At 54.5% G+C, this 22,740-nt stretch carries 21 protein-coding genes; 10 read left to right on the top strand and 11 right to left on the bottom strand.

Annotated features, from left to right (window positions below; genetic code table 11):
- Positions 1-109, top strand: a 109-nt coding sequence (locus ACMHXI_RS00965; protein ID WP_222431497.1) for a transposase, incomplete at its 5' end; no start/stop codon positions are given.
- Positions 110-129: 20 nt separating this feature from the next.
- Here the strand turns inward: ACMHXI_RS00965 and ACMHXI_RS00960 are convergent.
- Positions 130-1,650, bottom strand: coding sequence for an aldehyde dehydrogenase family protein (locus ACMHXI_RS00960; protein WP_071238011.1), 1,521 nt, complete (start codon positions 1,648-1,650; stop codon positions 130-132).
- A gap of 247 nt (positions 1,651-1,897) precedes the next feature.
- On the opposite strand from ACMHXI_RS00960, the gene ACMHXI_RS00955 reads away from it, so the two are divergent.
- The 5 genes from ACMHXI_RS00955 to ACMHXI_RS00935 all read left to right on the top strand — a co-directional run bounded on the left by ACMHXI_RS00955 (position 1,898) and on the right by ACMHXI_RS00935 (position 8,727).
- Complete coding sequence (locus ACMHXI_RS00955) at positions 1,898-3,700, top strand: sigma-54-dependent Fis family transcriptional regulator (protein WP_208185231.1); 1,803 nt, start codon at positions 1,898-1,900, stop codon at positions 3,698-3,700.
- 208 nt (positions 3,701-3,908) lie between these two features.
- Entirely contained in the window at positions 3,909-4,892 is a 984-nt protein-coding gene (locus tag ACMHXI_RS00950) for an MDR family oxidoreductase (protein ID WP_044735441.1), read from the top strand.
- Between the two features lie 423 nt (positions 4,893-5,315).
- The gene (locus tag ACMHXI_RS00945) at positions 5,316-6,836 is read left to right on the top strand and encodes a flavocytochrome c (RefSeq protein WP_146508916.1); all 1,521 of its coding nucleotides are present in this window, start codon (positions 5,316-5,318) and stop codon (positions 6,834-6,836) included.
- A gap of 26 nt (positions 6,837-6,862) precedes the next feature.
- Positions 6,863-7,216, top strand: coding sequence for a cytochrome c3 family protein (locus ACMHXI_RS00940; RefSeq protein ID WP_044735439.1), 354 nt, complete (start codon positions 6,863-6,865; stop codon positions 7,214-7,216).
- A 266-nt stretch (positions 7,217-7,482) separates the two neighbouring features.
- Positions 7,483-8,727 carry a hypothetical protein gene (locus tag ACMHXI_RS00935; protein ID WP_071238135.1) on the top strand — a complete coding sequence of 415 codons (1,245 nt, stop codon included), beginning with the start codon at positions 7,483-7,485 and terminating at the stop codon, positions 8,725-8,727.
- A gap of 38 nt (positions 8,728-8,765) precedes the next feature.
- Here ACMHXI_RS00935 and ACMHXI_RS00930 read toward each other — a convergent pair whose 3' ends face one another.
- Complete coding sequence (locus ACMHXI_RS00930) at positions 8,766-9,632, bottom strand: LysR family transcriptional regulator (protein ID WP_025010766.1); 867 nt, start codon at positions 9,630-9,632, stop codon at positions 8,766-8,768.
- 281 nt (positions 9,633-9,913) lie between these two features.
- On the opposite strand from ACMHXI_RS00930, the gene ACMHXI_RS00925 reads away from it, so the two are divergent.
- Positions 9,914-10,429: a TetR/AcrR family transcriptional regulator gene (locus ACMHXI_RS00925; protein ID WP_371873748.1), complete on the top strand. Its 516-nt coding sequence runs from the start codon at positions 9,914-9,916 to the stop codon at positions 10,427-10,429.
- On the opposite strand, the gene ACMHXI_RS00920 is transcribed toward ACMHXI_RS00925, so the two are convergent.
- Together ACMHXI_RS00920 and ACMHXI_RS00915 are read right to left on the bottom strand one after the other, a co-directional pair.
- Entirely contained in the window at positions 10,407-11,774 is a 1,368-nt protein-coding gene (locus ACMHXI_RS00920; RefSeq protein ID WP_096142111.1) for an ATP-binding protein, read from the bottom strand. The two genes, ACMHXI_RS00925 and ACMHXI_RS00920, sit on opposite strands and share 23 nt — an antisense overlap.
- Positions 11,774-12,460, bottom strand: a complete 687-nt coding sequence (locus ACMHXI_RS00915; protein ID WP_025010769.1) for a response regulator — start codon at positions 12,458-12,460, stop codon at positions 11,774-11,776. The genes ACMHXI_RS00920 and ACMHXI_RS00915 overlap by 1 nt, the downstream gene beginning before the upstream one ends.
- Before the next feature lie 208 nt (positions 12,461-12,668).
- On the opposite strand from ACMHXI_RS00915, the gene ACMHXI_RS00910 reads away from it, so the two are divergent.
- The 3 genes from ACMHXI_RS00910 to ACMHXI_RS00900 all read left to right on the top strand — a co-directional run bounded on the left by ACMHXI_RS00910 (position 12,669) and on the right by ACMHXI_RS00900 (position 14,786).
- Positions 12,669-13,184 carry a Spy/CpxP family protein refolding chaperone gene (locus ACMHXI_RS00910; protein ID WP_101059633.1) on the top strand — a complete coding sequence of 172 codons (516 nt, stop codon included), beginning with the start codon at positions 12,669-12,671 and terminating at the stop codon, positions 13,182-13,184.
- Positions 13,185-13,229: 45 nt separating this feature from the next.
- On the top strand, positions 13,230-14,099 hold the full coding sequence (locus tag ACMHXI_RS00905; RefSeq protein ID WP_025010771.1) for a cation diffusion facilitator family transporter: 870 nt from the start codon (positions 13,230-13,232) through the stop codon (positions 14,097-14,099).
- Positions 14,100-14,234: 135 nt separating this feature from the next.
- On the top strand, positions 14,235-14,786 hold the full coding sequence (locus ACMHXI_RS00900) for a porin family protein (protein ID WP_144220891.1): 552 nt from the start codon (positions 14,235-14,237) through the stop codon (positions 14,784-14,786).
- Between the two features lie 72 nt (positions 14,787-14,858).
- Here the strand turns inward: ACMHXI_RS00900 and glnG are convergent, their stop codons facing one another.
- From glnG to ACMHXI_RS00865, 7 genes are all read right to left on the bottom strand, one after another.
- Entirely contained in the window at positions 14,859-16,262 is a 1,404-nt protein-coding gene (gene glnG, locus ACMHXI_RS00895) for a nitrogen regulation protein NR(I) (RefSeq protein WP_115389428.1), read from the bottom strand.
- A 16-nt stretch (positions 16,263-16,278) separates the two neighbouring features.
- Complete coding sequence (glnL, locus tag ACMHXI_RS00890) at positions 16,279-17,337, bottom strand: nitrogen regulation protein NR(II) (protein WP_208141018.1); 1,059 nt, start codon at positions 17,335-17,337, stop codon at positions 16,279-16,281.
- A 115-nt stretch (positions 17,338-17,452) separates the two neighbouring features.
- A complete protein-coding gene (locus ACMHXI_RS00885) occupies positions 17,453-17,998 on the bottom strand; it encodes a DUF4124 domain-containing protein (RefSeq protein WP_044735432.1) in 546 nt (181 codons plus the stop codon).
- Between the two features lie 71 nt (positions 17,999-18,069).
- Positions 18,070-19,227 carry an iron-containing alcohol dehydrogenase gene (locus ACMHXI_RS00880; protein WP_025010774.1) on the bottom strand — a complete coding sequence of 386 codons (1,158 nt, stop codon included), beginning with the start codon at positions 19,225-19,227 and terminating at the stop codon, positions 18,070-18,072.
- Between the two features lie 12 nt (positions 19,228-19,239).
- Positions 19,240-21,219 carry an FUSC family protein gene (locus ACMHXI_RS00875; RefSeq protein WP_413733753.1) on the bottom strand — a complete coding sequence of 660 codons (1,980 nt, stop codon included), beginning with the start codon at positions 21,217-21,219 and terminating at the stop codon, positions 19,240-19,242.
- Between the two features lie 106 nt (positions 21,220-21,325).
- Positions 21,326-22,558 (bottom strand): cyanate transporter, encoded by a 1,233-nt coding sequence (locus ACMHXI_RS00870; RefSeq protein WP_413733751.1) that lies wholly within the window; start codon positions 22,556-22,558, stop codon positions 21,326-21,328.
- Positions 22,555-22,689 (bottom strand): hypothetical protein, encoded by a 135-nt coding sequence (locus ACMHXI_RS00865; RefSeq protein WP_259663320.1) that lies wholly within the window; start codon positions 22,687-22,689, stop codon positions 22,555-22,557. The genes ACMHXI_RS00870 and ACMHXI_RS00865 overlap by 4 nt, the downstream gene beginning before the upstream one ends.
- Positions 22,690-22,740: the final 51 nt, after the last annotated feature.

The following is a 22,740-nucleotide window of genomic DNA, read 5'->3' as shown; positions in this document are numbered from 1 at the left end:
AGGGATGAACAACAAAATCAAACTGCTGAAGCGAATGGGCTATGGCTACCGGGATACCGAATACTTCTTTCTGAAAGTCAGAGAGGCGTTCCCCGAAGATCCGAGATGAACTTTTTTACTGTGTTTGGTTTAGAAGAAACCCAAGGGACTGGTGGAGTAACTCACCAGCAGATTCTTGGTATTTTGGTAGTGAGACAGCATCATTTTGTGGGTCTCCCGGCCGATACCTGACTTTTTGTATCCTCCAAAAGCGGCATGTGCCGGGTAGGCATGATAGCAGTTGATCCAGACCCGTCCTGCCTGGATCCCCCGCCCCATCCGCTGTGCCCGATTCATATCCCGGGTCCAGACGCCGGCACCCAAACCGTACTGAGTGTCGTTGGCAATGCTGAGAGCTTCTGCTTCATCTTTGAAGGTGGTTACAGCAACGACTGGGCCAAAGATCTCCTCCTGAAATACCCGCATCCGGTTATGGCCACTGAGTATTGTCGGGGTAACATAATAGCCCTGACTCTGGGAGCCCGGCAGATTGTTGGCCTGACCGCCAAGCAGTACTTTGGCGCCTTCATTGCGGCCAATTTCCAGATAGCTGAGTATTTTATCAAACTGCTCCTGTGACGCTTGAGCGCCGACCTGAGTGTCGGTATCCAGCGGATCTCCCTGTTTGATACTCTGGGCTCTGGCGATGACCCGCTCGATAAACTTGTCGTAGATGGACTCCTGGATCAGTACCCGGCTGGGACAGGTGCAGACTTCACCCTGGTTGAAAAAGGCCAGCAACATGCCTTCGACCGCCTTATCCAGATAATCGTCTTCCTGTTCCAGGACATCGGCGAAATAGATGTTGGGGGATTTCCCGCCCAGCTCCACGGTCGAGGGGATCAGTGACTCGGCGGCGCACTTGAGTATGTGGTAACCCACTTCGGTTGAACCCGTGAAAGCCAACTTGGCGATGCGTTTGCTGGTGGCCAGCGCTTGACCCGCCTCGGCGCCAAAGCCGTTGACGACATTAAGCACCCCGGCAGGCAGCAAATCTTGAATCTGCTCCAGCAGTACCATGATGGAAACCGGTGTCTGCTCCGCCGGCTTGAGTACGATACAGTTGCCGGCCGCCAGTGCCGGGGCTATCTTCCAGGCCGCCATCAAGAGTGGAAAGTTCCAGGGAATGATCTGCCCAACCACGCCCAAAGGTTCGGGAAAGTGATAGCTGACCGTGGTGGCATCAATATCGGCAGCGCTGCCTTCCTGCGCGCGAATACAGCCGGCAAAGTAACGGAAGTGGTCCACCAACAGGGGTAAGTCGGCATTGAGGGTTTCCCTGACCGCCTTACCGTTTTCCCAGGTTTCGGCCACTGCCAGCATCTCCAACCTCTGCTCTACTCGATCGGCAATGCGCAGTAACAGATTGGCCCGTTCGGTGACTGAAGTCTTGCCCCAACTCTCTTTGGCGGCATGGGCCGCATCCAGCGCCAACTCGATATCCCGGGCGTCAGAGCGGGCGGCCTGACAGAAGACTTCGCCGGTGACCGGGGTACGGTTATCAAAGTATTGTCCGCCAACCGGCGCGAGCCACTTTCCACCAATAAAATTGTCGTACTTATCCTTGAACTGCAGCAGGGCACCCTGAGTGCCGGGTTGGGCATAAATCATGGTGAGTTTCCTCGTCTTGTTGAAAGATTTTTCTTGTATTTATCTGTTCGGCCACAGCGGCCTTGGCTCAGGTAAACGCAAAGGCCGGGCCAGTGTGAGCCTGCTTGTTCATTTATTGTGCTAACAGTATGATGAAAAACTAAATTTGCGATTGCTGTATCTTGGCGTGGTGCCGGGTACTCGAGTTGTCTATCGCGCAAACTGTGGCAAAAAGGTACACACAGGTGTACCAGAATGGAGCAGGGCTATGACACTCAAGACCCATTCCCAATCCTGGTTATCAGCTTCCTGGCAACGTTGCCAGGGGGCCGGGCTCAATCCCGCCGCCATACCCGATGAACTCAGGCTCAATACTGCAGCCCTTGATGAGCGGCGCCAGCGCCATGGCCGGCTGCTGCAAGCCGTGGAGCACAGTGCACTGCCACTGTTCAATCAACTTATGGGGCGAACCCAGAGCCGGCTCATCCTCTCGGATCCTCAAGGTTTTGTGCTGCATCACTGGGGCGTGAGCCGCTACTCACAAAAGCTTGCCAATATTGCCCTGGATACCGGGGTCAACTGGATGGAGCAATACAAGGGAACCAATGCCATAGCCGCGGCACTCAGCGAACGCCAGTGTGTTTCGGTTATCGGTGAGCAGCACTTTATCAAGAGCCACAGATTTATGAGTTGCACTGCCAGCCCGCTGTTTTCCCCGGACGGTGAGTTGCTGGGAGCCTTGGATATCACCAGTGAGCAGCAAATCCATACCCCAAAGACAGCCATCTTGGTGTCCAGTTTGGCGCAGCAGTTGGAGTTGGCCTTATTGTGCCGACTCCCCGGCGCTGCTGTTCGATTGGATCTGGCGCCGCAGCAGGCCCTGTTGCATTCAGGCTGGCAAGGCGTATTGGTGCTCGACCTTGATGGACGGGTGCTGGGTGCCAACCCTATGGCAAGGCAGTTGCTCAAAGGCATCAATCTGGGCCAAATTCATCAGGCCTTGTCCCCTCAGGTATTGAGTCGGGGCAGCGGCCGCTTGCAGCAGGGATTGGTGTTCAGAACCCAGGCGTTGGAGCAGCCTCAACATACCAAGCCTGTGGTTCGAACGAGCCAGAGCCGAGAAAGCCAGAGCAGAGAAAGCAGCGCAGCTTTTAAAGAACCCAGGTTGGAGCAAGCCTGGCAGCAGGCGCGTAAGGTGTTGGCACGAAATATCCCTTTGCTGATCCTGGGGGAAACCGGCGTGGGCAAGGAGCAGTTTGTCAAACAGCTGCATGTGCAAAGTGCCAGGCATCAGCAGCCTTTTGTGGCGGTCAACTGCGCCGCGATCCCGGCGGAGCTGGTGGAATCAGAGCTGTTTGGTTATCAGGCGGGTGCTTTTACCGGAGCTTCCAGGCAGGGATATGTCGGCAAAATACGTCAGGCGCACCAGGGATCCCTGTTTCTGGATGAAATAGGCGAGATGCCCCTGGCGGCCCAGAGCCGTTTGCTTAGGGTGTTGCAGGAGCGCGAGGTGGTGCCCATTGGCAGTAATCAGGCACACAGCGTCGACATTCAGGTGATTGCCGCCACTCATATGGACTTACCAGCATTGGTGCAGCAGGGGGCTTTTCGCGCCGATCTCTATTACCGGCTTAATGGCTTGCAGGTCACACTGCCTGCATTGCGCCAGCGAAGCGACCTGCGGCGTCTGATCCACAAATTGCACCAGCGCTATCGAGTTCGGCCCCAGAGCCTGTGTCCTGTGTTGGAGCAGCAATTACTGCAATATCATTGGCCGGGAAACCTACGGGAGCTGGATAACCTGATGCAGGTAGCCTGTTTGATGGCCGAAGAGTTCCCTGAACTTAACTGGCAAACGCTGCCTGAGAGCCTGCAGCAGACCTTGGGTACTGCAGAAGAAGCGATGGCCGACTTGGCACCCGCGCCGGGCAACAATCTGCACAGCCAAATGCAGACGCAAATTCGCGACACCTGGCTAGCCTGCAATGGTAACGTCAGTGAAGCGGCACGCCGTTTGGGGATTAGCCGCAACACCCTATACCGTAAGCTTAAGGCGTTGGCGCTGAAGTAGTTTTAGATGTTGATATTTTGTTAATAAACTCGCAGTAGTACAGTCAATGATTGAGGCCAGTGCAACAGATTGGGATTATTGAATGTGAACCAAGCCGCGAAATAGCCCATGAGTTGCACGCCTCGACACTCTGCGAATTATCCGATGTCTCGGCGGTGGTTTTTCCACTAGTCTTGAATCCATATTTTCAACAGCAGGAGCGGTAATCATGTTTAAGGCACTCGTATTGACCCAAAACGATAAACGGACCCAGGCCCAGATAACCCAATTGGAGGACAGCGATCTACCTGAGGGAGATGTCCTGGTCGATGTTGCCTACAGCTCGCTGAACTACAAAGACGGCCTGGCGGTGACCGGGCTTGGCAAGATTATCCGTCAATTCCCCATGGTGCCGGGTATCGACTTTGCCGGTGTGGTGCGAGAGTCAGCCCATCCGGATTATGAGCCAGGCGATGAGGTTATCCTCACCGGCTGGGGCGTTGGCGAAAATCATTGGGGCGGTATGGCCGAGAGTGCCAGAGTCAAGGGTGACTGGCTGGTGCCTATGCCACTGGGTTGCACAGCCGCCAAGTCGATGATGATAGGCACCGCCGGCCTCACGGCCATGCTGTGTGTACAAGCGCTGCAGCAAGCTGGGATCAAACCGGAAGATGGTGAGGTGTTGGTAACAGGTGCCAGTGGTGGGGTCGGCTCGGTGGCCGTGACGCTGCTGGCTAAACTCGGCTTTAAGGTTGTCGCCAGCACAGGTCGCCTGGAGCAGAATGCGGCTTGGCTCAAGCAGCTTGGCGCCAGCGATTTAATTGAGCGCAGCGAGCTTGAGCAGGATGCCAGACCATTGGATAAGCAGCGCTGGGCCGCCGTAGTGGATACCGTAGGGAACAAGGTGCTGGCCAGCGCATTGTCACAGCTGAATTATGGTGGGGTTGCCGCGATTTGCGGCCTGGCGGGTGGCTTTGCCCTGCCAACCACGGTAATGCCCTTTATTCTTCGTGGCGTCAGCCTGCTGGGAATAGACTCGGTGCAGTGCCCGGCCGCCAAACGCCGTGCTGCCTGGGAGCAGATAGTGGCTTTGCTGCCTGAGAGTTACTATCAAGAGGCTTGCCATGAAATCACTCTGGAGCAGGTACCCGAGGCCGCAGCGCAAATCGTTAAAGGTGAAATCAGCGGCCGCACTCTGATTAAAGTCGGCTGATCCTCGTCTAAAAAAGGGGCCTCTGGGCCCCAAACTGTTTGTTGTGACCTGTCCTGAATACAGTTAGGCCCCAACAATACGGCTCCAACCCAGCTTTTTTGTTGATATTCCCTCTTATTGAGTCGGTGCTTGGCTAACTTTGACTTAGATTAGCTTTTGAGTTTGAGAAAGAGCCAAAGTCATAGCGGTTTATCAGTCGCTCTCATTTCCCCTGATTTCTTGCCTTTCTTGTGGGCTGTGGCGAAGTTTGGAAACCGTTCCAAAAAATGTCACTTGTCCAGCTTTGCAGTTAAAACCCAAGCCAGATGTCATTTTTAAATGTTGCCCTTTTGTTTAAAAAGCAACTGACGCTTAACTCCCGTTTTGGAATTGATTCCATCCCTAAGATGCCAGTGTCGATTAAAACGAAAAAGGTGATGACAGATGAGCAAAGTAGATCTGCTGGGACGCCGTAACTTTATTAAGGGCGTTGGCGCCGCTGCCGGAGTTGCCGTGGCTGCTCCCGTGTTGGCTGTATCGGAAAAAGCCACGGATGTGAGTTGGGATAAAGAAGTTGAAGTGCTGATTATCGGTTCAGGGTTTGCCGGTTTGGCAGCGGCCATTGAGGCGACCCGCAAAGGCGCCAAAGATGTGCATATCTTTGAAAAAATGCCTTATTTCGGTGGTAACTCTGCCATTAACGGTGGCTTGTTCGCCGCACCGGGTACACCTATGCAGCAACAGGAAGGTGTCAAGGATTCAGTAGAACAGATGGTTGCCGATCAGTTGAAATCGGGCCGGGGTATCGCCGATGAGGAACTGCTGCGTCATGTGGCTTCACACGCGGTGGAAGCCTTGCAGATGACCCTGGATGCCGGCGCCGAATACCATCCTTACCTGCAACAATTGGGTGGTCACTCGGTTGCCCGTACTTATCAAACCGCGGTCAGTTGCGGCGCAGGTATTACCCAGCCTTTGTATAAAGAGTGCCAGCGTATCGGAGTCAAGACCCATAACCGCTCCAAGTTTGAGGGCTTTGTCCTTGGCAAGGATGGTCGCGTCGAAGGGGTGAAGATGCGTCAGGGTTATTACTTCGGCGAAGAGGACTCTGGCAAGTTGATGTATATCAAGTCCAAGCGCGGTGTCTTGATGGCAACCGGTGGCTTTGCCCAGAATATCGGCCTGCGAATGGCGCAGGATCCGACTCTGACCCATGAAGTGGGTTGTACCAATACTCCCGGCGCCACAGGTGAAGGTATGTTGGAGATGTTCCGTCTCGGCGCTGTGCCTGTGCATCTGGCACATATTCAGTCCGGGCCCTGGGCCTCTCCCGATGAGGGCGGTTTTGGTTATGTTTCCAACTATTCCATCTTCAACTTCCCTCATTCAATTGCGATTAACCGCATGACGGGTAAGCGCTTTATGAATGAAATTGCCGACCGCAAGACCCGCGCCGATGCCGAGTTGGCCTGTCGCGACGCCAAGGGAGAACCGCTGCCACCTATCTTGATCACCAGCTACAAGGACTCCAAACAGCACCCCAATACCGCCAAGGTGCTCAAATACAATGTGGGGTGGAAGTTTGACTCACTGGAGGCACTGGCCAAGCACTTTGAGGTGCCTTTGAAACCGCTTAAGGCACAAATCGAAGAGTACAACCGCTATGTCAAGAGCGGTGAAGACAAGCAGTTTGGCAAGAACATGACCAAGGCAAAAGATAAGTATATTGAAGCGCCTTTCACTGTGGTGCGTCTATGGCCCAAGGTGCACTACTGCCAGGGCGGAGTCCAGGTGAACACCAAGGCTGAAGTCAAAGACAGCCTCACAGGTAAGCCGGTTGCCGGACTCTATGCCGCAGGGGAAGTCTGTGGCGGCATCCACGGCGTTAGCCGCCTGGGAAGCTGCTCTATCCCCGAATGTATGGTGATGGGTATGACTGCGGCCCGCAGCATGATGCAAGCCTGAATTGAACGGTGAGAGAGGACTCAATAATGAAGAAAGCAAACTTAGTATGGGCACTGCTGTTGGCAGGGCTAACTTCGGTATCGGTTCATGCCGTTCAGCAGCGCGATTATCATAAGGCAGTGATAGGCAAGGATTGTAAGGTATGCCACGACCAAGGGCTTAAGCAGTACCCTTCAGATGGTGCCTGCCTTAAGTGCCACGATGTCGATGAACTGGCAAAAAAGACAGCCCGCAGTGGTGAGGACAGATGGCAAAATCCCCATGACAACTTGCATTATGGTAAAGACCTGCCTTGTGTTGAGTGTCATGGTGAACACCAGCCTAAAAAACCTCTGTGCAGTAATTGCCATACCTTTAAATACGATAAACATAAGGAATAATGAAAGGGTTTATATGCTGCCTCAAGTTTCCTCCACCGGCAGCATGACCCGTAAATATCTTTGATTAAAATAGTCCCTGCAACTGCTGTTTTAATTCAATGATAGGCTCACTTGATCACAAGTGGGCCTTTTTTGTTTGCTGGCTCACAACTCTTTTTCATTCTGTTATCTTTTTTGTTGCCTGTGTTCAGACAACATTTTTGGAATGGATTCCAAGTATATGCTTCGCCTGATATTTACTCTAAATATAATTGAGGTTCCAGGTGATGAATAAGAAGCTAATACTAATTTCACTGCTGATTTCCAATACAGCGATGGCAGAAAAGTTACCGGATTTTTTAGACCCGGCTGATATTGAAAATGCAAGCTTTGTTTGTTTGGGTGAAACGCCAGAGTATTCCAAACAAGATCAAAAATATATCGATATTCTCTGGGATGAAACCTTGCGTTATTTAAATGGCTTTGCCCAGGCGCTCACCAATGGCGAGCAAGCTCATTGCCTGAACTCGGATGAGGCTATTTACGACACCAGCGCCGGTGGACAAAAGTTCTGTGTAATGGATCGCCGCGATATGCAGCTGATGGTGAAAAATATCTATCAGGTATTGCACAATCCTCAAAGTGCCAAAACTTGTTTCGGGGCTCGCCGTGATGTCAATTGGATCTACAGCCCAGGTGGGGAACTGGAGCAAAAATCCCCCGTGGCTCAGTGGGCGAAACGCATGAGCTTTAATGAATTCTTCAAGCAGAAAGTCACCAATAAACAGGTGCAAAAGCAGGGAAAAATCTTTACTGATAACTTCTACAAAATGGTCACAGGTGATGAGGTGAAGATGCCATCGGCTTTCCCCTATGACATCAGCGCCAACGCCTTGCCCAACCTGTGGGCCGCTGCCGGTTGGTTCCCCATGTATGCCGAAGAAAGCAAGCGCAATGACAGGAACTTCAATAATGTTCGTGGCGGTTATGCTTATGCAGAGATCTTCGGTCACTGGGGACTACTGAGAATTGACAGCATCAATGGTGAGAAAGTCGGCGCCGAAGTAGGTATGACAGTACAGTCGGTCGATACTCTTTACCCGTTTCACAACCATGCCATTTCTGAAATGTACTACAACATGAGGCTGCCGGCTTGCACCAATCAGTTCAAGAGCCTGGCAATTAAAGCCGATTCACCTTTGTTGGAAACTGTAAAAGAGAATGACAAGATGCGCCGGGTCCGCTTCGATGCCGGGCAACCCAATGTCGATGCCATGTGGCTTTCCGGCAGCAGCGAACGCGATCCCCTGTTGTATTTTCACCAGAACACCATCCATGCCTTCGATGTTGATGGCAGCTGTGAAGCCAAGCCGGAAGAGAGAGCGATAGTCTCGGTTTGGGCCAGAAGCAATGCCCACGACAAACGCAATGACTATGGTACAACACTCTTGTGTGAATCAGCGCAGCAGCCGGGCACACCGGCCAAAAAGGGCGAAACCATTCAGTGCGATCTGAGTAAGCTCAAGTGGTAGTTAATCAAGATGAAAGCCGGCATTAGCCGGCTTTCATCTTATTCTACGGTCGTGTTTCTATTTTTGAGATTGGCCTTCAACAGGGCGATGAGTTGATTGCAGGCTTCAGTCTGGCTCTCCGGATTGAGATAGAGAGATTCATTAAACACGGGCAAGGGAGGGAGATCATGCTCTATGGGATCGAGGATCTGCATCTTGTCGTTGATCCTGAATTCGGCAATCGGAGCTATGCTCAAATCATTTTCAACCGCCATGCACAAGGCTTGGGGAGAGGGGGTAGAAAGCAGCACATTGATGGGCCGCATCGACAGTTGGTGGTTGGCAAACACCTGAGCTCTGATGGGGCAGTTTTCCGGGTAAAGTGCCATGGGAATCGTTTCCCGTTTATGAGCACTGCCGTTCTTGGCGGCCACCCAATGAAAACGTCGTTCGAACAGGAGCTCTCCCTGCACCGGAGGCTGCCAATGGGTCGCCACTATCAGGTCGAATTCCCCTTGATGCAACCGCTTATACAGATTGCCGCTGACATCTGTGTCTATGACCAACTCAATACAGGTGAACTCACGGACAAATTCCAGCAGGCAGTTGTCCAGATAATAGGTAATATAATCTGTGGGAACGCCAAGGCGAATCACTTCGCGATTCTGGCAGTCTTTCAGCTCATCCAGGGCCTGGGTGTTGAGTTGCATCATCTTATAGGCGTAGTTGAGCAGGGTATTGCCGGATTCGGTCAGCACCACGCCTCGATTGTCTCGGAGCAACAGCGGTTGACCGACACTTTCTTCCAGCTTTTTGATCTGTAAGCTCAATGCCGACGGGGTGCGACAGACTTTTTCTGCAGCCTTGGATAAATTGCCGCATTCGGCCACAGCAATAAAACTCTCGAGCAATTCTATTTTTAACATTGGCTATTGGCGTGACTCATAATGGTATCAGTATTACTCAATATCGCAGTCGCAGAAAGCTTGTTACTATTTTATTGTGAAGTTGGGAGAGTTTATATTTAAGCTTTGCTCAGGAGTGGCCAATGGGAAAATGGGAACGACGGGGAAACTATTTGGTTGAAGTGGCGCAACGTTGTTTAAGAGGACAGAAGACTTTTGGTTTATGTCGTTCTCATCTTGTTGAAGCCAGCCAAATATCCAAAGGCACTGTATATAATCATTTCACTACAGAAGCCGATCTCATGGTGGCAGTAGCTTGCAGTGAATATGAGTATTGGCTCAAGCAGGCCAAACAGGATGAAATACAATATAAAGACCCTCTGGAAAGGTTTATATTTCATCATTGTCAGCGGCTCTATGAAGTCTTGTCGACAAATAAATTTGTCATTGAGCGGATAATGCCGAATCAAGCTCTGTTGTTGTTGGCGACCGAGTTTTATCGGCATGGCTGTGAAAGACGTTTCGATGAATATATGCAGTGGAATGCCAAGACCATTTCCGCTGTGGGGGAGGTGCCAGGATTCGATCGGGTCGAGCTGGTGATGAGTTATCTGCGTGGCGCCATGATCAATACCGACGATGCCTGCAAGGCCCACGACGACCCGCAGCTCTATTACCAGTTCAGTTATGCGCTGATCCATCTGATGGGGCACTCAGATAAGCGCAGCCCATCCAAGCAACAGTTTGCCGCCTGGCTAAGCCGCCAACCCAGTCTGGAGTATGAGCCTGAAGGTCTCAGTCGCGTGGTAAATGGATGACGACCTCAAGCCCACCTTGGGCGCGATTGCTTGCCTGGATATTGCCGCCGTGGGCTTGCACTGCGGCATCGGCAATGGCCAATCCCAGCCCCCAACCGCCACTCTCTCTTTCCCTGGCTGAATGCGGTCGATAGAAGGGCTTGAAAATAGCCTCCAACTCAGACTCCTCAATACCCGGGCCGTCGTCAGTAATGCTTATCTCTACCCATGGCCCCTTGGCCTCGGCGCAGATATTTACCTGGGTACGGCAGTAGCGGATGGCGTTGCGCAGCAGGTTTTCAATCGCCCGTGACAGCGGTCTTGGGTAGATGGGCAGCTCCAGTTCTTCCGGTATCAGGATGCTGAGTTCCTTTTGCTGCTGTTCGGCTTCAAATTCGGCATCGTCCAGTACCTGGCTCAGTGATTCGGCCAACCCCACCTTCAGCTTGTTGTCCTGTGCCTTGAGCTTCACCCGGGAAAGCTCCAGCAGCTCGGCAATCATTTTTTCCAGTTGGTCGGCCTCATAGGCGATACGTTCGGCTTCATCTCCGGCCATCCCCTTCTTGCGCGCCAGGGCCAGTGCCAATTGCAGCCTGGTCAACGGAGTTCGCAGCTCATGGGAGATGTCGCTTATCAGTCGCTGCTGATTATTGACCATGGTTTCGATGGCGGCCGCCATGCTGTTGAAGGCCTGGGCCAGTTCGCCGATTTCGTCGTGACGTCCGGCCGTGGCATCGTCGACCCGGCTGTTCAATTGCCCCAGCGCCAGAGCGTTGGCACTCTGTTTCAACGAACGCAGCGGCTTGCCCAGGTGCCAGGCCAACAAACCACAGAGCAACCCTGAAAGCAGAATCGCCAGCGACAATGTCAGTAACTTGTGTTCAATAAAGAAAAAGAACCAGGGCATGGGGTGGTGATCCGGCAACCGGCCATAAAGGGCATAGGGGGTGCCGTTAACCTTAAAATCGAACGGGCCGAATATCAGTTCATCGCGAAACTGGTGTGAAATGGGTGCGTTGGCTTCCTCCGCCATCAACATAAAGCGGCGCATGCCTTTGGACACTCTGTGAGTGTTGATTATCTGTCCCTGCTCATTGACCAGATAGATGCGAATTGGCTTGCCTTCCATGCTGCGTCTGCGCTCCCAATGGTGCAGAAAGCGGCCATTCAACTTGGCCGGTTCCTGTTGCAGCTCATCGGCGACCTGAGACAAGACCTCCCGCAGTTTAGGCGGCATTGGGGCCCTGTCATGGTTTTGCTGCAGCAGCGGCAGCATGCCAACAGCAAGAATGATCAGGCTGCTGCAGAGCCAAAAGCCCAGCAGCAGTTTGATAAAGAGGCGATTGGGCAGGGAAAATGACTTCATCAAGGGATCCAGATATAGCCTTTGCCACGTATGGTCTTGACCCTGGGACGACCGTCGCTGCGTTCCGGCAGTTTCTTGCGCAGGTTGGAAAGGTGCATGTCCAGGCTGCGATCAAAGGGCATCAGTTTTTTGCCCAGCACGGTTTCACTCAGTTCGTCTTTACCTATCAGTTCTCCGGCCTGATTGGCCAGGGTGTAGAGCAGGCTGAACTCAGTGCCGGTCAGCAGCAATAACTGTTCATTGCAATAGGCTTCCTGACGGGCGGAGTCCAGGCTGAGATCGCCTATGGTTTGAATACCGCTCTGGGGAATGTCCTGCGGGGTGATATTGGCGCGGCGTATGATGGCGCGGATCCTGGCTACCAGTTCCCTGTCATTGAAAGGCTTGGGCAGATAGTCGTCTGCGCCTATCTCCAGGCCAACCACTCTGTCTATCTCATCACCGCGGGCGGTAAGCATAAGCACAGGGGTTTGTTTCTTGCCACGCAGTTCCCTGAGCACTTCGAAGCCATTGAGCTTGGGCAGCATCACATCCAGCAGGATCAGGTCGTAATCATTGGCAATCGCCAGTTCCAGGCCGCTCTGACCATCATGGGCCAGTGTCAGCTCAAAGCCTTCCAGCTCCAGTAATTGCCCCAAGAGTTCGGCCAGGCCCAGGTCATCGTCTATCAATAAAATCCGGCTCATTTATACGCCTCACACAATTTCTCTCTGCCGAGTATACCCGCTTTTGAGTCAACTGCGGTTTAGCTGTGTAAGTCTGGGTAAAGATACGGATCTTCAACCCGGATAACCAAGCTTTACAGTGCTTTACTCAGTTTGAACCCACACTTACACATAGAAGACTAGACTGGAAGACGTCAAATACTTCCCGACCGAGAACGAGGATACTCTTATGAAGACTTCAATCAAAGCAAGCTTGCTGGCCCTGATTGCCGGCACCACTCTGATGGCTGGCGCGGCACAAGCCGGTAACGGCTACGGCGATTGCCCACACCGTGACGGCGACCGTGGTTATCATCACATGAAGGGCGAGCGCGGCTATCACCATATGAAAGGCGGCAAGGGCCATTTCGGCATGTTTGGCCTACGAGGTCTGGATCTGACCGACGCCCAGAAAACAGAGATTAAGGCGTTGATGGACCAGCACAGAAGCAGCATGTCACGTCCTGACAAGGAAACCCGTGCAGCGCACAGAGCCGAAATGCAGGCACTGATGACCTCAGGCAACTTCGATGAAGCCAAGGCCAAAGAGATTATCGAGCAGCGTCAGCAGGTGCGAGAACAACACATGCTGGAGCGGATGAAGCTGCACAACCAGATCTATAACCTGCTGACTCCGGAACAACAAGCCAAGTTCAAGGAGCGTATGGATAGACGTGGTGAGCGCCCTGAGCCTATCCAGGATTAAATCTGCTACTATGGGCTCAGTGACTCCCGACCGCTGAGCCCTTGAATGACAACGACTTCCCGCTACGAGTTTTGGGTTAAATTGGCGAGCCGCGCCGCAGTGGCGACCGCGATTACCCTGATCCTGATAAAACTGGCCGCCTGGCTCTGGTCCGGGTCGGCCAGTATGCTGGCCTCTCTGACCGACTCCTTTGCCGATGCCCTGGCTTCCATAGTCAACTTTATTGCCATTCGCTATGCCTTGGTGCCTGCCGATCAGGAGCACAGGTATGGTCACGGTAAGGCTGAGCCGCTGGCGTCTTTAGCCCAATCGGCCTTTATTATGGGGACGGCATTCCTGCTGCTGTTTCACGGCGGCGAGCGCCTGGTTAATCCCATGCCTTTGACCCATGCCACTTTGGGCGTTGTGGTGTCCATTATTGCCATAGTGCTGACCTTGGCCTTGGTCATGCTGCAGAAACGGGCGCTGGCGGCCACCAAGAGTACAGTGGTCGAGGCCGATGCCCTGCACTATAAGTCAGATCTGTTTCTCAACGGTGCCGTGCTGTTGGCGCTGGTTTTGGCGCAATACGGCTGGTGGTGGGCCGATGGTCTGTTTGCGGTATTGATCGCCCTTTACATAGGTCAACAAGCCTGGTCGCTGGGGTATCGCTCGATTCAGGCCTTGCTCGACCGGGAGCTTGATGATGAAACCCGGCTGCGTATTCGGCAATTGGCCGAGCAGGATACTCAAGTGCGTGGCATTCATGACTTGCGTACCCGTCAGGCGGGCAAGACCACCTTTATTCAACTGCATCTGGAGCTGGACAAAGACCTGAGCCTGCAACAGGCCCATGCCATAGCTGTGGCCACAGGCGAGCGGATCCGCGCCGACTTTGACCATGCCGAGGTGATCATTCACCAGGATCCTGTGTAGCGGGCGGCCATGGCACATTAGGGTTTCTGGCTGAACGCCTGCTGACAAAAAGGGTTTAATTTTGCAGCAATATTGTTGCAACTGTTTGTTTCTATTAATATCACTGCGACTTTCAATCGCTAAAAGGATTTATCAATGAAACAAGCAGCACTGGCTTTAGTGGTCTCTATGGCGGCCGCACCTTTGGCTCAGGCTCAGGACGACTCAGGTTTTTATGTAGGCGGCCAGATTGGCCAGGGAAAGCTTGAGCTCAAGGATAGTAACTTCAGCGAGTCCGGAGTAGGCTTCGGCGCTTACGGTGGTTACCGGTTCAACTCCTGGTTTGCCCTCGAGGCCAACCTCTTGGTGGCAGACAACCTGGATAGCGACAATCTGGATATCCTCAGCGGTTACACCAGCATAGCGCCCAAGTTTACTTGGCAGCTTAATGACACCTTTTCCCTCTATGCCAAGGCGGGTATTGCCCGCGGATTGGTGCGTGTCGATAACGGTTACTGGGAAGAGGATTTTGACGGCTATGGTTGGCTTTATGGTTTGGGGCTGGACGCCGCTCTGACAGAGAGCCTACATCTGCGTCTGGGTTATGAAATGCTCAAGGTAGAGCTGGATTCTGAATTCAATTATGGCGCCCGCGATCTGGACACAGACATGTCCAACCTGGCGTTGGGGCTACACTGGCAGTTTTGATATCGTTGCTCAGTTAAAAAAGGATGCCAAACGGCATCCTTTTTTATTGCGGGAAGGTTCCCGACGCAGGGGTCAGTCCATTGCCAGTTCTTTAAGCTTGCGGGTCAGGGTATTGCGGCCCCATCCTAGGCGTTTGGCGGCTTCCTGTTTGTGCCCTTGGGTATGCTCCAGCGCGGTTTCCAGCAAGATGCGCTCAAACGCGGGTTGGATTTCGGTCAGCAGATCGCTCTCGCCCTGTGACAGGCGCATATCCAGCCACAATTTCAGGGCGTTTTGCCAATCCTGGGACGGGCCGGCACTGCCTTGAGGTGCCTTGGGCTCCTTGAACAGCTCAGGCGGCAGATCCTGAGGGATAATTTCCTGGCCCGAGGCCATCACGGTCAACCAGCGGCAGGTGTTTTCCAACTGGCGCACGTTGCCGGGCCAGGGCAGTTGCTGCAGCTTGGCGGCGGTTTCCGGGGTGAGTATTTTGGCCTCTACCCCAATCTCTTTGGCGGCACTGGCCAGGAAATGGCGTGCCAACTGCGGAATATCTTCCCGCCGCTGTGATAGCGGTGGCAGATGGATTCGAATCACGTTCAGGCGGTGGAACAAGTCTTCCCGAAAGCCCCCCTTGAGTACCAGTTGTTCCAGGTCCTGGTGGGTTGCGGCAATGATCCTGACATCGACCTGCACCGGAGAGTGGCCGCCGACCCGATAGAATTGGCCATCGGCCAGCACCCGTAACAGCCGGGTCTGTACGTCCAGCGGCATATCGCCTATCTCATCGAGAAACAGGGTGCCGCCATTGGCCTGTTCAAACCGGCCCTGACGCACATTGGCGGCGCCGGTGAAGGCGCCTTTCTCGTGGCCGAACAGCTCGGATTCGATCAGTTCCTTGGGGATGGCCGCCATATTGAGGGCGATAAAGGGTTTGTCTTTGCGTGGACTGTGTTTGTGCAGCGCCCCGGCAACCAACTCTTTACCCGTACCGGACTGACCGTTGATCAGCACACTGATAGATGAGCGCGACAAACGGCCTATGGCGCGAAACACCTCCTGCATCGCGGGGGCTTCGCCTATGATCTCCGGTGCCTTGACCTGAGGCTCGGCGGCCACAGGTGCCTGCTCTGTGGCATGGTTGAGCGCCCGCTCTACCAGGGCAATCGCCTCATCTATGTCGAAGGGTTTGGGCAGATACTCGAATGCCCCGGCCTGATAGGCGCTGACGGCACTGTCGAGATCTGAATGGGCCGTCATTATGATCACCGGGATATGGGGATAATGTAGGCCGATACGCTCCAGCAGGGTGAGGCCATCGGTCCCCGGCATGCGGATATCCGAGACTATGACTCTGGGCTGGGAGATTTCCAGCGCCTGCCACAGTGACTCGGCGGCGGCAAAGCTGGCGCAGCTGAGTTTGGCGCCTTGCAGTGCCCGTTCCAGCACCCAACGAATTGAACTGTCATCATCGAGGATCCAAACCTGTTCACTCATATTGTTTCCTCTCTTGTTAGCCGCTGTGGTTGTTGATCGGCAATGTCAGGCTGAACTCTGTGTGTCCCGGGGCCGAATCGCAGTCGATACGGCCGCCGTGGAGCCTGGCAATATTGTGGGCGATGGATAGCCCCAGGCCGTTGCCGTCCTTGCGGCCTGTGACCATGGGGTAAAACAGGGTATCCACCAGTTCCGGGGCAATACCCGGGCCGTTGTCTATGATTGACAGCACCAGCACCAACTTGTGTCTCTGGTTGCCTATGGTGACCTGATGGGCGGTGCGGGTGCGGATCATGATATCGCCGCCCTGATGCTCCAAGGCTTGTACTGCATTTTGCACTATGTTGAGGATTGCCTGTTGCAGTTGATCTTCATCCATAGGCAAGTCCGGAATCGAGGGGTCGTAATCCTGGCGCAGATGTATCTGTTGCGGCAGGGTCACACTCACCAGACTGATCACCTTTTGCAGCACCAGATGGATATTCTGCAGCTTGTGCTGCGATGGTTTCTGCGGCCCCAGCAATCGGTCGACCAGGGCGCGCAACCTGTCGGCCTGCTCTATGATGAGTGTGGTGAACTCCTTGAGCTGCGGCTCGCTAAGCTCGCGGGACAAGAGCTGCGCCGCGCCGCGCAGTCCACCCAGCGGGTTTTTAATCTCATGGGCCAGATTGCGCACCAGATATTGAGCCGCCTGCTGCTGGGCATCCAGGGTCAACTGCTGGTGAATGCGCCGCTGCTGATCCACCTGTCTGAGTTCCAACAGGCTCAAGGGTTTGAGCTGTTCTCCCTGCTCCAGAGGGATCAGTGTCATATCCACAGTGTGATGCTGGCCGTCCAGGCTGATGAGCTGGGCGGTATTGACCGTCAACCCCTGACGTTCCAGCACCGCGCTTTGCAGCACTCTGGGTTCAACTCCTATGGCATGCAGATGCTCTGTTAGTACCTGCTCCTGCAACTTGTGGCTGGAGACGCCCAGCAACTGCTCGGCAGCGGCGTTGGCATAGCTAGGGAGCAGGTCACTGTCGATGACCAGAACGGCAGTGGCCAGATGATTGAGCAGGATATTTGTGTCCATTGAGTTTCCCATAGCAGGATTGCACCATAATGGTGCACCAATTCGGTGCAGGCCGCAAGCCAACAACTCTGTGGACTAACTCGAAAAACCAAGTAGCTAACTTATTGAAATAAATTTAGTTACTTGGCTTTGGGCCTTTCCCGGGAGCCGGGAAGGCGGGTTGCATCAGTCCGGCTTGGTGCAGAAAAATGGTTATGGGACTACTGGATGCAAGGACTTTGCCGTTTTGTTGCACTGCCTTGAGTTGCAGCGTGTGTTCGCCGCGGTCGATATCCTTGAGCTGGAAGAGATTGCTGCGCTGAGCGTCGCTGGAGGAGATGCCGTCTATGTAGAGTTGCAGAAAATGACCCGAAGCCAGCTCCGGCTCTACCTCTACCTGAACCTGAAAATCACCGGCGTTATCGCGAATGGTTTCCTCATGCTGTGGTGAAAGTATCTTTAACGCATAGCCGACCTGTTCTACTTCTATGGGATCGGGCAGAGGTTTAGGCGTTTCCAGGCTTATTTGATTCTGGGTCTTGTCGGTGAATTCCACTGCCTGGGCTTGGGGGTTGGGCTCATCGCTGTAATGCACCTTGCCATCTTTATCGACCCACTTATAGACAGTCGCCTGGGCAACCAGCGACAGCAATGCCAGGCTGATTATCATCAGAGTACGCATAAAGACTTCCCTTGTTATGCAGTTGTGAACTTGCTTCAGATTAGCCTGTTTATTGGCAAAAATCACTGCCTTTAAAGGCTGGCCTGAAAAACCTGTCGGCTCAGCTCAAGGTCGACCCGGCCGTCCTCTCCCAGTTGGGTCAGCCCCTGGCGTTCAAGGTTCTCCAGCAGCGGCGCTATGGCCTCATGGCCTATGCCATAGTCACTGAGGTGAGTCTGGAGCCCCATGGATTCGAAGAACTGCCGGGTCAGCTCTATGGCTGCATCTATGCGTTGCTCCTCGCTGCCGTCGCTGAGTTGCCAAACCCGCTCGGCATACTGCAGCAGCTTGGCGTGTTTGGCGGCCTTTCTCAGGCGCAGCATAGTCGGCAGCAGTATGGCGAGGGTCACGGCATGATCCAGGCCGTGGCGCACCGTCAGTTCGTGACCCAGTTTATGGGTCGACCAGTCTTGCGGAACACCTGTGCCGATCAGGCCGTTGAGCGCCATGGTAGCGCTAAACATGATATTGGCGCGCACCCGATAGTTTTCGGGCTCTGCCAGCGCCTTGGGGCCTTCCTCTATCAGAGTGAGCAGCAGGCCTTCGGCAAACCTGTCCTGCACCTTGGCGTCGACCGGGTAAGTCAGGTACTGCTCGGTCACGTGCACAAAGGCATCCACCACACCGTTGGCAATCTGTGGTTGCGGTAGGCTGAAACTCAGTTGTGGCGCCAGTACAGAGAAGCGGGGAAACACCGAGGGATGACGAAAGGAGCGCTTGAGGCCAAGAGCGCTATTGCTGATCACCGCGCAGTTATTCATCTCTGAACCTGTGGCCGGCAGGGTCAGCACAGTACCGAGCGGTAGAGCTTGGTCAATGTGGCGACCGTCGGTTTCCAGTATCTCCCAGGGCTCTCCCTGATAGGGCGCTGCGGCGGCAATAAACTTGCCCGCATCTATGATGGAACCGCCGCCGATGGCGAGAATAAAGTCCAGCTTTTGTTGCCTTATCTGCTCTACTGCCTGCAATAGCTGGTGGTAGTCGGGGTTGGGGCTAATGCCGCCGAACTCGGCGCAGATGCGTTTACCCAATACCTGGCTGACCTGGGCCAGGGTGCCATTGCGCTTGGCGCTTTGGCCGCCGTAGAGCAAGAGCACTCTGGCGTCATTGGGCACCAGAGTGTCCAGCTGCTCCAGGCTGCTGCGGCCAAAGAGTAGGCGGGTTGGATTGTAGAATTCAAAATCGTACATCTTGGACTCCTGTCAGCCGTGAGTGTTGCCGCTCAGGGCGTAGGGACGTTGCCAGTCGAGCCAGGCATAGAGATGGGCGATATCCTGCATAACCCAAGCGGGAATCGCTTCAGCTTGTCTTGCTGACTGTTGCGTAGTCTCATCTGTTGAATTGGGCGCTGGCCCGGACTCGGATTGGTGCATCTCTGTTGCCAAGAAGCGCTGGCGAAACAGCAGGGGCCAGGCCGCCAGCTGTTGCTCCGCCAGATGCAGCGGCTGCTTTTGCTGCTGGCGTGCCACCAACACCAGGGTGCAGTGCAGCGTCAGCCCAAGCCAGAGAAAACTCTGCCAGTCCTGCAGCTCCCGCTGGCCCGTGTTGGGCTCGAGCTTCAAAAAGCCGACTTCTTGGCCTAGTTGTCTCAGCGCCGCATGGGCTTGCCAACGCAGGGCATTATCGGCTTTACCTGTATTGATACTGGCAAGCCAAGCCCGCTCCAGCTCGATAAAGTGGCATACATAGCTGTCGAGCCAGCGTCGGGTCCAGCTGGGAATAAACAGATGCATCGCCAGAAATGCCATCAAGGCACCGGTAAAGGTGTCCAGCGCCCGGTAGAAGGCGATATAGGGATCGCTCGGCAGTAGCAGGGTGATGGCAAACACCATCAGCATGGTGAGCCAGAACACATGAATCTCATATCTGGCCTTGTAGAAGGTGGCAAAGGCCAGAAAGGCACTCAGGCAGGTGGCCGGTAATAACCAGCTACCGGCCCCCAGAAACCAGATTAGCCCCAGTGCCAACACAGAACCGAGCACAGTGCCATAGAAGCGGCTCCAGATCCTGGCCTGCAACTGCCCGAGCGGCGCCACCATCAGCACTATGTAGGCAGTGAGCGTCACCCAATAACCCTGCGGCAGTTGCAGCAGTTCTACCACGGCCTGACAACACAGCAGAGTGAACAGAATTCTCAGGCCGTGATGCCATTCCCGCGAGTGTTTCACCAAGGCCTTGCGCCATTGACTGCGAACGCTTTGGGCATCGGAAGGCCAGATAAGCCCCAGGCGTTCGCGCCAGTCGGCTGCCAGCGGTCTTTGGGGATCCAGCGCCAAGGCCAAGCGGTCGGCGGCATCCAACAGCAGAGGTTGCGGCTTGTCTCCCAAGGGCAGTGGCGTCGGCTCTGTGCCTTGCTCTCTATGGGTCTTGAGTTCGCTGGCAAAATTGGCCAAATACTGCTGCAGTGCCGGGCTGGCGGCATCATTTTGTTGCAGCCTGCCTATGCTCTCCAGAGTTTCTATCAGGATAAGACTCGACTCCAGTTGCCGGGCGATGCGTTGCACTTCGGCTTTATCCGGCATTTCCAGCAGCCAATGGGCCAGCACGGCAATAGCATCATCGAGTTGCTCCCGCAAGGCCAGACGCTGGCCGACATTGGCGGCGTCCGAGTGGCTGAGTATATTGCACCAGAAGCCGAATTTGCGCTGCACACTGGCCAGCAGCTGTTCGCCCTGACGTATCGCCATCCAGGGCCCGGCGATGACGGCGCTGATGACAGCCAACCAACTGCCGAACAGGCTGGAGAGCAGTAACATCTTCCAGTCGGTACCCGACTCCAGCAGATGCAGGCCGCAGATCAGGCAAAAGCCGGCGTTGTAGGTCAGCAGCTGAATGTACTTTCTTTGGTTGGAACTGAGGCCATATAACAGGCCTATGGCGCCGAGTACGCTGATCCCCAGCCAAGGGTGGATCAGGCTCAGCAAGGCCAGGGCACTGCTGATACAGCACAGAAGTGCCGACTTGCTCAGCAGCCCGGCACGTTTGGGATAAGCCAGGTTGCGGCCCTGGACGCCGACCAGCCAGGCACAGATCAGGGCGTTGACGCCGCTGGCACTGTCACCGAGAAACGAAAATAGCAGCAGGCCCGCCATCATGGGCAGCCCTATTCGTAAGCCTTCGGGAAGATCGGCACGATCAGGCAGCCATTGCAGCAGGCGCTGGAATAGATTGGATAGATTCACTTTATGTTGCTTAGACAGCAGAATGGCACAAGAGGGACGCCATTCTACCTCATTTGAGTCTGCTTGAGTGCCGGGTGGATAACAATTTTCCACCCGGTAAATCGGCTCAGTGGGCCAACAGGGCGAAGTGTTGACTGTGGCGCTTGGGATCAAAGCGCCAGACAATGGCCAGCATGCCCAGAGACACAGCCGCGAGCAGCAACCAGGAAAGCGTGAAGCTGCTGGAACTGTCCTTGAGATAACCCGCCAGCAGAGGTGACAGGGATGCCAGCAGGTAACCTATCCCCTGAACAAAGGCCGTCAGTTGTCCCGCCTGGCTATAGTCGTCCAGATGGTCCAAAGTGACAATCAGACTCAAGGGGAAGAGGCCACCAATGCCTATACCCAGCAGCGCAGCCCATAACCAGGGCAGGGCCAGTGGCATCAACGCCAGCCCGATAAAACCGCCAATGGTAGACAGGAGCAGCAGCAATAGCAGTGGCCTTCTGTCATGACTGCGAGCCGCCAGCGTCGGCAGCAACAGGCCTGCGACCACTTCCATCAGTGTCAGAAACGCCAGCAATAGCCCTGCCTGAGTGGCTTGCCAGCCCAAGTCGATAAAGAAGGGCGCCAACCAAGCGAGCACACAGGTATAGGATGCTGTGCTCAGGCCAAAGAAAAGCCCCAACAGCCAGGCCCTGGGAATATGGCTAAAGCTGCCTATGCCCACACTTGGGCTAACTCCCGGTTTTCCTGAAGGCTTCTTTGCTGCTGCCTTATTGAAGCCCTGGGGTTGCAGGCCGTGTTTGCCCCAGAACCAAAATAGCATCGCCGGCAGACTCAACAGAGCCCAGAAGGCCAGCGCCGACTGCCAATGACCAAACCTGTGCTCAAGCCAAGGGCTAATGGCCGCAGCCAGGGCCGCTCCACCCATGATGGCGGTTACGTAAATCCCCATGTAACGCTCAATATGCTGGCTATAGCTGCGCTTGATCATTCCAGGCAGCAGTGCCTGAATAAGGGCGATACCTAAGCCGGCAATGATTGCGGTCAGTAGCAGTTGCAGGCCGCTGCCGGCCCATAGCCGAGCCAGGTTGACCAAACCAATAAGTAGCAGCGACAGTAGCAGGGTTTGGCGCTCTCCCAGTTTGGCGGCCAGTTGGGCACCGATAAACATAGCGACTCCCATGGTCATCACGGGCAGCATGGTCAGGAGTGCCAAGGAACTGTAACTGAGGGGCAAGGAAGCCCGGATAGCCTCCAGCAGTGGGCCTATGGCCGCCATGCTGGGGCGCAGGTTGAGGCCGAGAATAATCAAGGTCAGGATCAGCCACACAGGCTGCCATTTTGATGAGCTCATAGTCCATCTCCTTCAAACATGCTGTTGGCGGCATTGGTGTTATCTTTGTCGGCAGGCATCTTTAGTCGCGGACTGGCATCGTCCGCGGCTAGGACTGCATTGAGTTGTGGTTCTGTCAGAAACTGCATCATGGCCAATCTCCTTATTTTGCCAAATTTAGTTAAGCCGAACCCTTGGCCCCT

It is taken from the genome of Shewanella sp. BJSY2023SW005, from assembly GCF_047314585.1.
Taxonomy (GTDB): domain Bacteria; phylum Pseudomonadota; class Gammaproteobacteria; order Enterobacterales; family Shewanellaceae; genus Shewanella; species Shewanella algae.
The sequence above is the reverse complement of the archived record's forward strand: the minus strand, read 5'-3'. Positions and strand labels throughout refer to the sequence as shown.